We start from the raw sequence: 14,938 nt of genomic DNA, 5'->3' as shown, positions 1-14,938 counted from the left end.
CTAGGGGGGTTCATGAGACAAAGAGCGAGATCGATCCTCGCTGTCGGCGCGCTCCTGCTCGGCGGAGCGAGCATCGCACCCATCGCCCAGGCACAACCGGACGGTTCATCCCCGCCCGACCCGGACGAAGTCAAGGTCTTCCGCGCCGACGTCACCCGCGAGCAGGTACCCCTGCTGCTCGCGGCCGGCCAGGACGGCCACGAACTCAGCGAGCAGGTGCCCAAAAAGGGCACGGCGACCATCGAGGTCTACCTGACCGACCAGCAGGCGAAGAAGCTGGAGAAGCAGGGCGTCGACCTCACCGAGCACGACCTCTCCGCCAAGGCGGAAGCCCGCGTCGAGGACGCCGCCGAGGGCGTGTTCCGCCCGTACAGCGGCAAGGGCGGCCTGAAGGAGGAGATCCTCAGGACCGCGCAGGAGAACCCCGGCCTCACCAAGGTCGTCTCCATCGGCAAGACGGTCAAGGGCCAGGACATCCTCGCGCTGAAGCTCACCAAGGGCGCGAAGAAGACCAAGGACGGCTCCAAGCCCTCGGTCCTCTACCTGTCCAACCAGCACGCGCGCGAGTGGATCACGCCGGAGATGACCCGGCGCCTGATGCACCACTACCTGGACAACTACAACAAGGACCGGCGCATCAAGAGGATCGTCGACTCCACCGAACTGTGGTTCGTCATCTCGGCCAACCCCGACGGCTACGACCACACCCACGCCAGTGACGACAACCGCCTGTGGCGCAAGAACCTGCGGGACGTCAACGGCGACGGCGTCATCGGCACCGGCGACGGCGTCGACCTCAACCGCAACTTCGCCTACAAGTGGGGCTACGACAACGAGGGATCGTCCCCCAACCCCGCCAGCGAGACCTACCGCGGCGCGGGACCCAACTCCGAGCCGGAGACCCAGGCCCTTGACGCCTTCCAGAAGCGGATCGGCTTCACGTACGGCATCAACTATCACTCCGCCGCCGAACTCATCCTCTACGGAGTCGGCTGGCAGGTGGCCACGTCCACCCCGGACGACGTCGTCTACGAGGCGCTCGCCGGGACGCCCGAGAACCCCGCGATCCCCGGCTACCACCCGCAGGTCTCCTCCGAGCTGTACACCACCAACGGCGAGGCCGACGGCCACGCGGCGAACGTCAACGGCCTGGCGATGTTCACCCCCGAGATGTCGACCTGTCAGTCCGCCTCCGACGCCGACCCGAACGACGAGTGGAAGGCGTCCGACTGCCGGTCGATCTTCACCTTCCCGGACGACGAGAAGCTGATCCAGCAGGAGTACGCCAAGAACGTCCCGTTCGCGCTCTCCGTCGCCGAGTCCGCCTCGCACCCCGACCGGCCGTCCTCGTCGGTCGGGCTGAAGGCAGCCGACTTCACCCCGGCCGTGTTCCCGGTGTCGCACTCCCGCGGCGCCGACCAGGAAGTCTCCGTCGTGGCCCGCAAGTCGCTGCGCGACAAGGAGCTGAAGTACCGCGTCAACGGCGGCCGCACCGAGGACATGGCGCTCAAGCCCTGGAAGGGCGGCGAAACCTACGGCGGTGAGGACAACCTCTACTTCGACGAGTACCGGGCGAAGGTCGAGGACGGCGACCCCGGCGACAAGGTCGAGGTGTGGTTCACCGCGGAGACGAGGAACGGAAAGAAGGTCTCCAGCGAGCGCTTCACCTACACCGTCGCCGAGCGGCCCAAGGCGAACACCCTCGTCGTCGCCGAGGAGGGCGCGGCCGCCACGCAGGCACAGAAGTATGTGGACGCCCTCAAGGCCAACGGCCGCAAGGCGATCGTCTGGGACGTCGCGAAGCAGGGCGCGCCGGACGCGCTCGGCGTGCTGAGCCACTTCGACACCGTCGTCCACTACACGGGCGCGAGCGTCCCCGGCAACGCCACCCAGCTTCAGCTGCGCGCCTTCCTCAACGAGGGCGGCAGGCTGATCGAGGCCGGCGAGCAGGCCGGCGGCAGCGTCGACCTCGGCGCCGGCACCCTGTCGAACGACTTCAGCCAGTACTACCTGGGCGCCTACAGCCGTACTTCGGCCGGCGGCGCCACCGGTTTCACCGGCTCCGGTGAGCTGGGCGGCTTCACGGGCCCGCTCGCCGCCGCGCCCGGCAACCCCCTGGACAAGGCGGGCCGGTACGGCGTGACCTCCGACGAGCTGCCCGGCGACCAGTTCCCGCAGTTCGCGAGCAAGGGCGCCGGACAGTTCGCCGGAGCGGTCAACCCCTACGGCCCGTACGCGGGCTCCTCGATGGCCGCCGCCGTCCACACCGACCACGCCTACAAGCGCCTCACCCGTACCGTGGACCTCACCGGCGTCACCACGACCGACAAGCCCACCCTGCGTACCCAGCTGATGTGGGACACCGAGCCCGGCTACGACAACGTCCTGGTCGAGGCCCACACGGCGGGCGCCGACGACTGGACGACCCTGCCGGAGACGGGCGGCGCCACCAAGGCCACCGTCCCGACCGAGTGCGAGGGCGGCTTCTACGTCCGTGAGCATCCCTGGCTGAAGCACTACCTGACCCTGTCGGACGACGGCTGCGCCGCGACCGGCAGCACCGGATCGTGGAACAGCCTCACCGGCTCCTCCGGCGGCTGGCGGCAAGTGGAATTCGACCTGAGCGCGTACGCCGGCAAGACGGTCGAGGTCTCGATCAGCTACGTCACCGACCCGGGCACCGGCGGGTACGGCGTCCTCGCCGACGACGCCTCGCTCGTCGTCGGCGGCACGGCGAAGGAGACCGAGGGCTTCGAGACCTCGCTCGGCGCCTGGAAGGTGGCCGGACCGCCCGCGGGCAGCCCGGCCGTCCTCAAGGACTGGGCCCGCACCGGGGCCCTGTTCCAGACCTACGGCGCGGTCACCACGGACGACACCGTGCTGCTGGGCTTCGGCCTGGAGCACGTCGCCACCGCGGCCGACCGGGCGGCACTGATGAGAAAGGCGCTCGCCTCCCTCGACGTGTGACCCCACAGGAGCTGGGAACTCTCCGTCAACAGGCACCACGCCGAGTAGCGAAATCGAGTGATCTCGCTCTCGACGACGGGCGGTCCGTACCCCTACTGGCCGGTACGGACCGCCCTGCCGTGTATGGGGCATCTGGATGTCACCACCGCAGCCTCAGGGAGGTAGGGTCGTAGGCGGTCGGGGACATCCCAAACAGAGCTCGCCGGCTCTTCATGGCCGGCGTACCAACGAGGAGATCGGTTCGTGACGATCCGCGTAGGCATCAACGGCTTCGGCCGCATCGGTCGTAACTACTTCCGCGCGCTGCTGGAGCAGGGTGCAGACATCGAGATCGTGGCTGTCAACGACCTGGGTGACACCGCGACCACCGCTCACCTGCTGAAGTACGACACCATCCTCGGCCGCCTCAAGCAGGAGGTCTCGCACACCGAGGACACCATCACCGTCGGCGACAAGACCATCAAGGTCCTCGCCGAGCGCAATCCCGCCGACATCCCGTGGGGCGAGCTGGGCGTCGACATCGTCATCGAGTCGACCGGCATCTTCACCAAGAAGGCCGACGCCGAGAAGCACATCGCCGGCGGCGCCAAGAAGGTCCTCATCTCGGCTCCGGCCAAGGACGAGGACGTCACCATCGTGATGGGCGTCAACCAGGACACGTACGACCCGGCGAACCACCACGTCATCTCCAACGCCTCCTGCACCACCAACTGTGTGGCGCCGATGGCCAAGGTCCTCGACGAGAACTTCGGCATCGTCAAGGGTCTGATGACGACGGTGCACGCGTACACGAACGACCAGCGCATCCTGGACTTCCCGCACAAGGACCTGCGCCGCGCCCGTGCCGCCGCCGAGAACATCATCCCGACCACCACGGGTGCCGCCAAGGCCACCGCGCTGGTCCTCCCGCAGCTCAAGGGCAAGCTGGACGGCATGGCCATGCGCGTCCCGGTCCCGACCGGTTCGGTCACCGACCTGGTCATCGAACTCGGCCGCGAGGTCACCAAGGAAGAGGTCAACGCCGCCTTCCAGAAGGCCGCAGAGGGCGAGCTGAAGGGCATCCTCGAGTACACGGAGGACGCGATCGTCTCGTCCGACATCGTCAACGCCCCGGCGTCCTGCACCTTCGACTCCTCCCTGACCATGGTCCAGGAGGGCAAGAACGTGAAGGTCATCGGCTGGTACGACAACGAGTGGGGCTACTCCAACCGCCTCGTCGACCTGACGGTCTTCGTCGGCAACCAGCTCTGATCCACAGAGCAGGCACGTCCATGTGAGAGCAGGGCTCGGGCAGCGCGAGAATGCGCTGTCCGAGCCCTGACTCACGTACAGATCAGAGCTGTTCGATCACGAGCGCTTACGAGCGATCACGAGCTCTTCCAGGAGTCCCCTCATGAAGACGATCGACGAACTCCTCTCCGAAGGGGTGGCCGGCAAGCGGGTCTTCGTCCGCGCCGACCTGAACGTGCCGCTGGACGGCACCACCATCACCGACGACGGCCGGATCCGCGCCGTGCTGCCCACGGTCAAGGCCCTCGCCGACGCGGGCGCCCGGGTGATCGTCGCCTCGCACCTGGGCCGTCCCAAGGGCGCCCCGGACCCGGCCTTCTCCCTCGCCCCGGCCGCCGCGCGCCTCGGTGAGCTCCTCGGTACGGACGTACGGTTCGCCACCGACACGGTCGGCGAGTCCGCCCGGTCCACCGTCGCCGCCCTCGCCGACGGCCAGGTCGCGGTCGTCGAGAACCTGCGCTTCAACGCCGGTGAGACCAGCAAGGACGACGCCGAGCGCGGCGCCTTCGCCGACCAGCTCGCCGCCCTCGCGGACCTCTACGTCGGCGACGGCTTCGGCGCCGTGCACCGCAAGCACGCCTCCGTGTACGACCTCCCGGCCCGGCTGCCGCACGCCGCCGGCTACCTCATCGCCAAGGAGGTCGCCGTCCTGAAGAAGCTGACGGAGGACCTCCAGCGGCCCTACGTCGTCGCCCTCGGCGGCGCCAAGGTCTCCGACAAGCTCGCCGTCATCGACCAGCTGCTCGGAAGGGCCGACCGGCTCCTCATCGGCGGCGGCATGGCCTACACCTTCCTCAAGGCCAAGGGCTACGAGATCGGCAAGTCCCTCCTCCAGGAGGACCAGATCCCCGCCGTCCAGGAGTACATCGAGCGGGCGGAGAAGACCGGCGTCGAGCTGGTCCTGCCCGTCGACACGCTGGTCGCGGCCGAGTTCCCGGACCTGAAGACCAAGGCCCCGGCCAAGCCCACCACCGTCGCCGCGGACGCCATCCCGGCCGACGAGGAGGGCCTCGACATCGGGCCCGAGACCCGCAAGCTGTACGCGTCCAAGCTCGCCGACGCCGCCACGGTCTTCTGGAACGGGCCCATGGGCGTCTTCGAGCACCCCGACTACGCCGAGGGCACCAAGGCGGTCGCCCAGGCCCTCGTCGAATCCAAGGGCTTCACCGTGGTCGGCGGCGGCGACTCCGCCGCCGCCGTGCGCACCCTGGGCTTCGACGAGACGGCATTCGGCCACATCTCGACCGGTGGCGGCGCCTCCCTCGAATACCTCGAGGGCAAGACGCTCCCCGGCCTCGCCGCACTGGAGGACTGACCTAGATGAGCACGCGCACGCCGCTGATGGCGGGCAACTGGAAGATGAACCTCAACCACCTCGAGGCCATCGCCCACGTCCAGAAGCTCGCCTTCGCCCTGGCCGACAAGGACTACGAGGCCGTCGAGGTCGCCGTCCTGCCGCCCTTCACCGACCTGCGCTCCGTACAGACCCTGGTCGACGGCGACAAGCTCAAGATCAAGTACGGCGCCCAGGACATCTCGGCACACGACAGCGGTGCCTACACCGGTGAGATCTCCGGCCCCATGCTGGCCAAGCTGAAGTGCACGTTCGTCGCCATCGGCCACAGCGAGCGCCGCCAGTACCACGCCGAGACCGACGAGCTGGTGAACGCCAAGGTCAAAGCCGCCTACAAGCACGGCCTGACCCCCATCCTCTGCGTCGGCGAGGAGCTGGAGGTCCGTGAGGCGGGCAACCACGTCTCCCATACCCTCGCCCAGGTCGAGGGCGGTCTGAAGGACCTTTCCGCCGAGCAGGCCGAGACCATCGTGATCGCCTACGAGCCCATCTGGGCCATCGGCACCGGCAAGGTCTGCGGCGCCGAGGACGCCCAGGAGGTCTGCGCGGCGATCCGCGGCAAGATCGCCGAGCTGTACTCGCAGGACGTGGCCGACAAGGTCCGCATCCAGTACGGCGGCTCTGTGAAGTCCGGCAACGTCGCCGAGATCATGGCCCAGGCCGACATCGACGGCGCCCTGGTCGGCGGCGCCTCGCTGGACGCCGACGAGTTCGTCAAGATCGTGCGCTTCCGCGACCAGTGAGTATGCGGTAGGCGCGATCCGTCGTACCCTTGCGGGGTCCAGCACTGTGCTGGACCCCGCGTCGTCCATCCGAATCCGAGGAAGTTGGTCCAGCCGTGGTTTTGGGGTTCTCGATCGCCCTGATCGTCTTCAGCCTGCTGATGATGCTGCTGGTGCTGATGCACAAGGGGAAGGGCGGCGGCCTCTCCGACATGTTCGGTGGCGGCATGCAGTCCTCCGTCGGCGGCTCCTCGGTCGCCGAACGCAACCTCGACCGGATCACCGTCGTGGTCGGTCTGCTCTGGTTCGCGTGCATCATCGTGCTCGGCATCCTGATGAAGATGAACAACTGACCGGCCCGCATTCCGCACGCATACGTACGCACGCACTGCGTATTCACGCGATACGTACGTAAGGCCCCATGTTCGGTACGCGCGGCAAAGCGCGGCCTATCATGGGGCTTGCGTCTAGGTGTGAGGGTTGTAACTCCAATCACTGGACGCGCGTTGGGCCTTACGTAGACTGAGGCGCTCGCAGCGAAGCGGAACGCCGACTCGCTTCGCGGCACCATCACGCAGGGAGTTACGACCGTGGCAAGTGGCAACGCGATCCGGGGAAGCCGGGTCGGGGCGGGGCCGATGGGCGAGGCCGAGCGCGGCGAGTCCGCGCCCCGGCTGCGCATCTCCTTCTGGTGCTCCAACGGACACGAGACCCAGCCGAGCTTCGCCAGCGACGCGCAGGTGCCCGACACCTGGGACTGTCCCCGCTGCGGCTTTCCGGCCGGCCAGGACCGGGAGAACCCGCCGGACCCGCCGCGCACCGAGCCCTACAAGACGCACCTGGCGTATGTGCGGGAGCGGCGCAGCGACGCGGACGGCGAGGCGATCCTCGCCGAGGCGCTCGCCAAACTGCGGGGCGAGATCTAGGAGTTGAGACCGGCCGGGCACCAGCGGGTGCCCGGCCGGAGTTTCAATGACCGAGTCAAGCGCACTACCCAGGTCCTGGAGCACCTGCTTGGAAGATCGCGTAACCGCATGTCGCCTGACCTGGCGAGACGCTGACTTGCGTGTTCCCGGGATACTCGCCGACGCTCCCTGTAGTTCCCCGCCGGTCGCCGTTCGATCGGGCACTTAAGGGGCACACATGGCCTTCTGGGTGCTCTCACCCGTTCCTGGGAGGATCGGTGGGGCTGTGAGGCAGCTGGGTTGTGCCTGGGGCTGGGGGCGACCCGTGAGCCGAAGCCTGTCGGGAAGTGCGCAGTGCGGCAATCGCTGTGATCAGTCCAGCCGCGGCAGTGACTAGGCCGCTAATGGCACTGATGACCGATATCGCATGCGACCCTGGTTGCTCTGGTTGCGGCTCAGGAGGGGCTTGAGGGAGTGGGTCATCGAAGTATGTTCTGATCGCGACAAGAAAGAGGAGGCCAGCGACTGTGAACAGCAGCACTGAGCTGCAGCTTAAGGCGACTTTCTTCATGGCATGCACGATACAGAGCACGGTCCGCTAAAAACTGTCCCGTAACCGCCGGCTGCCGCAGGCGCTGAGCCGTTCCCTGTGCTGGGCGCCAATGAGCGCTGCGGACGTTGTCAGTGGGCAAGGGCACACTGACTGCATGAGCGCCTCTTCATCCACCGCAGTCGATGCGTCCCACCCCTCCCCTGTCTGGGTGGAGTCGATGGGCGGCCCTTTGATCGTCGTCCCCGTCTCCGCCCTGGCTTTATGGCGCGGGTGCACGGAGAGCGGGGTCATGGCGGGAGACGCCACCGCTCCAGACGACTACGACCGGGCCTGTGCGGTGGACGGTCTGGCCGGTGTGATCACCGTTGGCGAGAACGGTGCGCAGGCACTGGTGCTGGCGGACGAGCCGGCCACCAGCTGTTATCTGCCCGAGCGCCGAGCGTTCCTGCGGTGGCTTGCCGCCGACTCCGAGGCCGGACTGAGGGCCCCGGCAGAAGCTGTCCTTGCAGCCCCGGCCACCGAGTGGGAGGAGTGCGGTGCGTGGGTGTCGGAAGGTCCGGCCGTGCTCATGGACTCCGCCGAAGCGGGCTCCGAATTGGGTATCGAGTATCCCGGCGGCGGGATGCCCGCCCAGGCATCGGTCCCGCTGCCCGTCGGCCGCTGGAGGGTCCGCGCCACCCACACCAAGGTGGACAAGGAGAACTGGGTCGGCCTGGTCCAGCTCGTGCCCACCGAATCCTGAACGGGCAGTGCTTCGGTCGGGTGCGGTCAGGCGCGGCGCGCAAGGTTGTGCAGATGGGTTGCGCAGTACCTTAAGCGCGGCCACGTATTCTTCGTCGCTGATGCCCTGGTGGACCACCCCGCGTACCTCGGTCGCCAGCTCACGGAGCCGCGTTCTGGCGGCCTCCCCGGCATCCGTGAGGTGCAGGCGCTTCCCGTCGTCGATCCGGAGCCATTCGCGGTGGAGCAACTGGTCGACGACCCTGGCGATTTCGTGCGGCCCGTCGGCAAGGTGCGTCAGCTGCGCGACGACCTCCTCGCGGCTCGGCGCTGTGGGACCGCCGTTCACGCGGGTTGAGTACCCAGTACTGCGGCTGCGTGACGTCGATCTTGGCCATGGCATCACACAGGTGCCGGGTGACGGTCGCATGGGTCAGGCCGCACCAGTGGCCGACCGGCTGAGTGGCCAGCATGTCATCGGTGGCGGCCGGGTTTGCCGGCGCCTGGTCAGTGATAGTTCCGGTCAGTAATTCCATGATCGCGACGCTGCATTCCCCCGCCGCACCGAACAACCGGAATGCGGCATTCACTGCAACTCGTCCTAGGCCACCGAACAACTTACGGAGCTGCTTTCCGCAGTCGCTTTCCGCACCGGCGGCCGGCCGCTCGCGGACCGATTGTCAGTGGTGCCCTCTACGGTTTGTTGCATCGGGCGGACCGTAGAGGGGGAGCAGTGGTGACGGTCGAGGTGGGAAGCATGCGCGCGCCCGCGTGGCGCGGGGGCTTCGGGCGGCTGTGGGGCGCCGCCGTGCTGAGCAGTTTCGGTGACGCGCTGCGTACGGCCGCACTGCCCCTGCTGGCCGTCACGCTGACCGACGAGCCGCTGCTCATCGCCTCCGTCACGGCCTGCGGCTATCTGCCCTGGATCGTATTCGGCCTGCTCGGCGGGGCCGTCGCCGACCGCGTGGACCAGCGGCGTGCCATGTGGAGGGTGGATGCCTTACGAGGGCTGCTGGTCGCCGCCTTCGCGGTGGCCGTCGCGCTCGGTCACGCCTCGATCGGCCTGCTCATCGTGCTGGCCTTCGCCCTGACCACCCTCCAGACCCTCTTCGACAACGCCGCCACGGCGCTGCTGCCCGCCCTCGTCGACCGTGACACCCTCGGCAGTGCCAACGCCCGGCTGCTGACCGGCCAGCGCATCGCGGGCGGCCTGCTGGGCGGGCCCGTCGTCCCGCTGCTGCTGGCGGCCGGGGCGGCTGTGCCCTTCGCGGCCGACGCCGTGACCTTCCTGGTGGCCGCCGCGCTGGTGGCCTCACTGCCGGCCGCCGGGTCCGACCGGAAGCCGAGACGGTCGGGCAGCACCCTGCGCCGCGAGATCGCGGAGGGGCTGCGCGCCCTGTGGCGCGACCGTGCCCTGCGCGGCCTGTGCGCCGCCACCGCTCTGTGCAACATCGGCATGGGCGCCCAGCTCGCCATGCTGGTCGTCCTCGTCACCGACTGGCTTGACGCGGGCCCCGCGGGGTACGCCGCGGCGGGCGCGGCCTTCACCCTGGGCAGTCTGGCCGGGGGAGTGGTGAACAGCCGGCTGGTCGCGCGTCTTGGCCGGCTGTGGTCCGTGCTCCTCGCCGGTTCGGTGCAGACCGCCGCCCTCGTCGTCATGGGCACGGTGCGCAGCCTGACCGTGCTGGTGTGCGCGCTGGCCGCCTTCGGGCTCATGGGCATGGTGTGGAACGTCAACACGACGACGCTGATGCAGGAGCGCAGCCCCGCCGACCTGCTGGGCCGGGTCAGCTCGGCCTTCCGGACCCTGGCCTTCGCCGGGGTACCTCTCGGCGCCCTGCTGGGCGGGGCTGTCGCCACGGCTTGGGGGCCGAACACCCCGCCCCTGCTCACGGCCGCATTCTTCGTCCTCGCCGTCATCGCGCTGATACCCGCGCTCAACGTCAACGTAGATGTTGTTGAGCCGGACGACGGCGCCACGACAGCCGATGTCACGCGCTGATCAATTAAGTTGGGACCGGCAGCGGGGCAAGGTACGCAGGCAGGACAGGAAAGAAGGCTGAAGTCCGAGATGAACGCAGACGGCCGTACCAGGCTCAACCAGACGTCCGAGTGGACGGCACTGGCCAAGCACCGCGAGGAGCTGGGCGACGTCCAGCTGCGCGAGCTGTTCGCCGCCGACTCCGGCCGCGGCACCGCGTACACCCTCCGGGTCGGCGACCTGTACGTCGACTACTCCAAGCACCTCGTCACCGACGACACCCTGCGACTGCTGCGCGAACTGGCCGCCGCCGCCGACGTCTTCGGACTCCGGGACGCCATGTTCCGCGGCGAGAAGATCAACACCACCGAGCGCCGGGCCGTGCTGCACACCGCGCTGCGGGCGCCGCGGGACGCGGTCATCGAGGTCGACGGTGAGAACGTGGTGCCGGGCGTGCACGCCGTGCTCGACAAGATGGCCGACTTCGCCGACCGCGTCCGCTCCGGCGCGTGGACCGGCTACACCGGCAAGCGCATCAGGAACGTGGTCAACGTCGGCATCGGCGGCTCCGACCTGGGGCCCGCGATGGCGTACGAGGTGCTGCGCGCCTTCACCGACCGCGACCTGACGGTCCGCTTCGTGTCGAACGTGGACGGCGCGGACCTGCACGAGGCGGTGCGGGACCTGGACCCGGCTCAGACGCTGTTCGTCATCGCCTCCAAGACCTTCACCACCATCGAGACGGTCACCAACGCCACGTCCGCACGCGGCTGGCTGCTGGACGCGCTCGGCGACGAGGCCGCCGTCGCCAAGCACTTCGTCGCCCTGTCGACGAACGCCGAGAAGGTCGCCGAGTTCGGTATCGACACGGCCAACATGTTCGAATTCTGGGACTGGGTCGGAGGCCGCTACTCGTACGACTCCGCGATCGGTCTGGCCCTGATGATCGCCATCGGCCCGGACAACTTCCGGGAGATGCTCGAAGGCTTCCGGATCGTCGACGAGCACTTCGGGACTGCGCCCGCCGAATCCAACGTGCCGCTGCTGCTGGGCCTGTTGGGTATCTGGTACGGCAACTTCCACGACGCCCAGTCGCACGCGGTGCTGCCCTACAGCCACTACCTGTCCAAGTTCACCGCCTACCTCCAGCAGCTCGACATGGAGTCCAACGGCAAGTCGGTGGACCGCGACGGGTGTGAGGTGGAGTGGCAGACCGGGCCGGTGGTGTGGGGCACGCCGGGCACCAACGGGCAGCACGCCTACTACCAGCTCATCCACCAGGGGACGAAGCTGATTCCGGCGGACTTCATCGGCTTCGCGCGGCCGGTCGGTGAGCTGAGCGACCGGCTCAAGGCGCAGCACGATCTGTTGATGGCCAACTTCTTCGCCCAGACGCAGGCGCTCGCCTTCGGCAAGACCCCGGAGGAGGTGCGGGCCGAAGGCGTGCCGGAGGAGCTGGTGCCGCACAAGACGTTCAAGGGCAACCACCCGACGACCACGATCCTGGCGCCCGAGCTGACGCCGTCCGTTCTCGGCCAGCTGGTCGCCCTCTATGAGCACAAGGTGTTCGTGCAGGGCGCGGTGTGGAACATCGACTCCTTCGACCAGTGGGGCGTGGAGCTGGGCAAGGTCCTGGCCAAGCGCGTCGAGCCCGCGCTGACCGAGGGCGCCGTGGTCGAGGGCCTGGACGCCTCCACCAAGGCCCTGGTCGCCACGTACCGGGAGCTGCGCGGCCGGCAGTGACGGCCCCCGGGCGGGGAACGCGGGCGGCAGCACGCCGTCCGCTTCCCGCGGACTCCCGACGCTCAATCACCGCCCGCGCCGAGGCTCAGGGATCCGGAGTTCGTCAGGCGACCGCGCTCAGTGTGTCCGCGAGCCGGCGGCGGGCCGCCCGGGCCGCGGGTACGGCGGCCAGCGCGGCAGCGCAGAGCACCGCCGCCGCCCCGAGCAGCAGCATCAACGGGGCGGACGGGCCCTGGGCGATCCCGGCGCCGATGCCGCTCGATCTGCCCTGGGCGTCGATCAGCCAGTGGGCGAGCGGCAGGCCCAGGGCGGTGGCGGCGAGTACGGCCGCCAGCGCCGAACAGCCGGTGGCCGTGACCGTGATGCCCGTGATCTGCCGGGGGGACAGGCCGATGGCCTTCAGCGCGAGCAGGTCCCGTTCGCTCTCGCGGACGGTGCCGCCGATCGCGGTCAGCAGCTCGATGAGCCCGATGAGGGCGAGCACCGCGATCAGCCCGGCGACGACCGCGCGCAGCGGGGAGAGCCCGTCGGCGGGGTTGGTCACGGTGTGCACGTCCAGGTGTCCGCGCCCGGCCGTGGCCAGCCGGTCGGCGACCTCCCGGGGGTCGGCACCGGGATCCAGGCGGAGCTCGTAGAGGGTCGGGCGGAGCCCGGGGTCGTTGGCGCGGAGGCTGTCGAGGGACGTTGAGATGACCCTGCCGGCGTTCTCCGGCTCGATGCTGCGGCCCACGATGTGCAGGATCTGCGGCTGGTCGCCGACCGTCATCCGCACCCAGTCGCCGACACGCACGTCCAGCAGGTCGAGCAGTCCCTGCCCGGCCACGGCCTCGTCGGCGCCGCGGGCGGGGCGGCCTTCGGCGAGGGTGTACGGGTAGGGGGCCTGGGCGGTGCCGAGGCCGCGCAGGGCGATGGTCGCCGTCTGGCCCGGGACCAGGGCGGCCGTCTCGACGCCGGGGTAGGCGGCGGCCACCTCCGGGTCGCGTTCCAGGAGAGCGCGGGTCTGCCGCTCGTTCAGGCCGGCGTCGGCGCGGACGCTGAGAGCGGTCGGCAGGCCGATCTGCTCGGGTGCGCTGTGGAAGCGGTCGATGGTGGTCCACGCGCTCATCGCCACGACGATCAGCAGCAGCGGCAGGGTGAGGCGGGCGACGGTGGCGAGGGACCGGGGGCGGCGCGTGAACGCCTTGTGCCAGCCCAGCACCAGCGCGGGCGGAACCCGCGCCCCGAGGGCGCGGCGTGCCAGGTCGGAGAGCTGCCCGGTCCGGGGCGCCGCGGGCCGCAGCCCGAGGACCCGGCGCAGGGCCTTGGCCAGCCGCTTGCCAGGCGGTGTCGCTGCGGGTTGTGGGCGGCAGGCCTGGGGCGTTGTCGCGGTCGGCTGCCGGTCAGGTGCGGCCGCTGTGGGGTGCGGTTCGGGGTCCTGGCTCGTCGTCCCGGTCGGCTGCCGGACAGGCTCAGCCGCCGCGGGGACCGGTCCGCAGGCCCGGCTCGGGTTCGCCCCGGTCAGCCGCCCGCCGAGCGCCGCCGCGGGCCTCTGCACCGGCACCGGCGGCACGCGTCCGGCCCGCCAGGCGGCCAGCCCGGTGGTCGCGCCGATGAACAGCACCGCGCCCACCGGTATCACGAACAGCGCCACCGTGTGCCCGGGCAGCCCCTGCCACACCCCGACCGCGTCCCCGAGCCGCCCCGGGATACGGCTGCCCAGAGCCTCGGCGAGCGCGGCAGCGGCCACGGCGCCCAGGAGGGCGTAGGCGAGGTGCTGGAGCAGGAAGACACGGACCACCTGGCCGGGGGTGAAGCCGATCGCCTTCAGCACGGAGAGGTCCCGCAGGTGGCCGCGGATGCGGGTGCCGATCGCCCCGTGCACGGCGAGCCCGGCGGCGACCAGCGCGCCCAGCCCGAACAGGCCCAGCACTTGACCGAGGAGCCGGTTGTCGCCCTGCGCCTCGGCGCGGGCCTGCTGCCAGGTGGACACCTCCCCGATCGCCCCGGCGCCCAGCACGGTCACGGCACGCTGGACGACGTAGGAGGTGTCGCCGGGGTCCGTCAGCCGCAGCCCGATCACCTGGCCGCCGGGATCCGGTACGGCCGACGGCAGCGCCCACACCAGACCCGGCTGCTCACCGGGCCGGTAGCGTGGCTCGGCGCTGTCGGCGAGGCCCACGACGGTCAGTTCCCGGGCGGTGCCGGGCACGGTGAGGGTGTCGCCGGGCTCGGCCAGCAGCGCGCGGGCGAGGCGGCTCTCCAGGACCACACCGTTCGGGGTCGCGGGGTCCAGCCAGTGGCCGGAGACGACCGGCGGGCGGCCCACGGACGGCCGTTCCTGAGTGCCGCGCAGTTCCACGGCGGCGCGGCTGCCGCGCGAGGCTACGGTGGCGGCGGCGGTGGGGTACGGGCCGGCGACGGAGTCGACGCCGTCCAGTTCGGCCAGCTTCCCGGTGTCGGCCGCGGTGTCGGTGTGCAGCCACACATGCGCGCCGTGGGATTGCGTGAACACCCGCTGCCAGGGGTTGGTGGCGTACCCGAACAGGGCCGTGGCCAGCAGCAGGGAGGCGACGATGCCCGCAGTGGCGAGGACGAGGAACAGCGCCTCGCCGCGGTGCGTGCGCAGATCGGAGTGCGCCCAGCGCAGGGTGGCTCGCACGGGCCTCAGCCTCTCGGTCCGGCCACAGGGCAGTCGTCGTACACCCGCATGTCAGTCCTTCACCC

The 14,938-nt window shown here is 69.8% G+C and carries 10 protein-coding genes and 1 pseudogene; 9 read left to right on the top strand and 2 right to left on the bottom strand.

Annotation, left to right across the window (positions count from 1 at the left end):
- Positions 1–12: 12 nt before the first annotated feature.
- The 7 genes from V8690_RS09660 to V8690_RS09630 all read left to right on the top strand — a co-directional run bounded on the left by V8690_RS09660 (position 13) and on the right by V8690_RS09630 (position 8,533).
- Complete coding sequence (locus V8690_RS09660) at positions 13–2,967, top strand: M14 family zinc carboxypeptidase (protein WP_338777339.1); 2,955 nt, start codon at positions 13–15, stop codon at positions 2,965–2,967.
- A gap of 243 nt (positions 2,968–3,210) precedes the next feature.
- Positions 3,211–4,218, top strand: coding sequence for a type I glyceraldehyde-3-phosphate dehydrogenase (gap, locus tag V8690_RS09655; protein WP_279546861.1), 1,008 nt, complete (start codon positions 3,211–3,213; stop codon positions 4,216–4,218).
- Between the two features lie 142 nt (positions 4,219–4,360).
- Positions 4,361–5,572 carry a phosphoglycerate kinase gene (locus V8690_RS09650; RefSeq protein ID WP_338777337.1) on the top strand — a complete coding sequence of 404 codons (1,212 nt, stop codon included), beginning with the start codon at positions 4,361–4,363 and terminating at the stop codon, positions 5,570–5,572.
- Positions 5,573–5,577: 5 nt separating this feature from the next.
- Positions 5,578–6,354 carry a triose-phosphate isomerase gene (tpiA, locus tag V8690_RS09645; protein ID WP_338777334.1) on the top strand — a complete coding sequence of 259 codons (777 nt, stop codon included), beginning with the start codon at positions 5,578–5,580 and terminating at the stop codon, positions 6,352–6,354.
- A gap of 95 nt (positions 6,355–6,449) precedes the next feature.
- Positions 6,450–6,686 carry a preprotein translocase subunit SecG gene (secG, locus tag V8690_RS09640; protein ID WP_338777332.1) on the top strand — a complete coding sequence of 79 codons (237 nt, stop codon included), beginning with the start codon at positions 6,450–6,452 and terminating at the stop codon, positions 6,684–6,686.
- Between the two features lie 237 nt (positions 6,687–6,923).
- Entirely contained in the window at positions 6,924–7,259 is a 336-nt protein-coding gene (locus V8690_RS09635; RefSeq protein WP_078649359.1) for an RNA polymerase-binding protein RbpA, read from the top strand.
- A 686-nt stretch (positions 7,260–7,945) separates the two neighbouring features.
- The gene (locus V8690_RS09630; RefSeq protein ID WP_338777315.1) at positions 7,946–8,533 is read left to right on the top strand and encodes an Imm21 family immunity protein; all 588 of its coding nucleotides are present in this window, start codon (positions 7,946–7,948) and stop codon (positions 8,531–8,533) included.
- Positions 8,534–8,593: 60 nt separating this feature from the next.
- On the opposite strand, the pseudogene V8690_RS09625 reads toward V8690_RS09630, so the two are convergent.
- Positions 8,594–9,047, bottom strand: a pseudogene (locus V8690_RS09625) (MarR family transcriptional regulator); the annotation flags it as partial.
- A 221-nt stretch (positions 9,048–9,268) separates the two neighbouring features.
- On the opposite strand from V8690_RS09625, the gene V8690_RS09620 reads away from it, so the two are divergent.
- Entirely contained in the window at positions 9,269–10,513 is a 1,245-nt protein-coding gene (locus V8690_RS09620; RefSeq protein WP_338777313.1) for an MFS transporter, read from the top strand.
- A 69-nt stretch (positions 10,514–10,582) separates the two neighbouring features.
- Positions 10,583–12,235: a glucose-6-phosphate isomerase gene (gene pgi / locus V8690_RS09615; RefSeq protein ID WP_338777311.1), complete on the top strand. Its 1,653-nt coding sequence runs from the start codon at positions 10,583–10,585 to the stop codon at positions 12,233–12,235.
- A 103-nt stretch (positions 12,236–12,338) separates the two neighbouring features.
- Here the strand turns inward: pgi and V8690_RS09610 are convergent, their stop codons facing one another.
- The gene (locus V8690_RS09610) at positions 12,339–14,873 is read right to left on the bottom strand and encodes an FtsX-like permease family protein (protein WP_338777309.1); all 2,535 of its coding nucleotides are present in this window, start codon (positions 14,871–14,873) and stop codon (positions 12,339–12,341) included.
- Between the last annotated feature and the right edge of the window lie 65 nt (positions 14,874–14,938).

The organism is Streptomyces sp. DG1A-41, assembly GCF_037055355.1.
In the GTDB taxonomy this organism is placed as follows: Bacteria; Actinomycetota; Actinomycetes; order Streptomycetales; family Streptomycetaceae; genus Streptomyces.
This window is presented reverse-complemented; position numbering and strand designations above follow the sequence as displayed.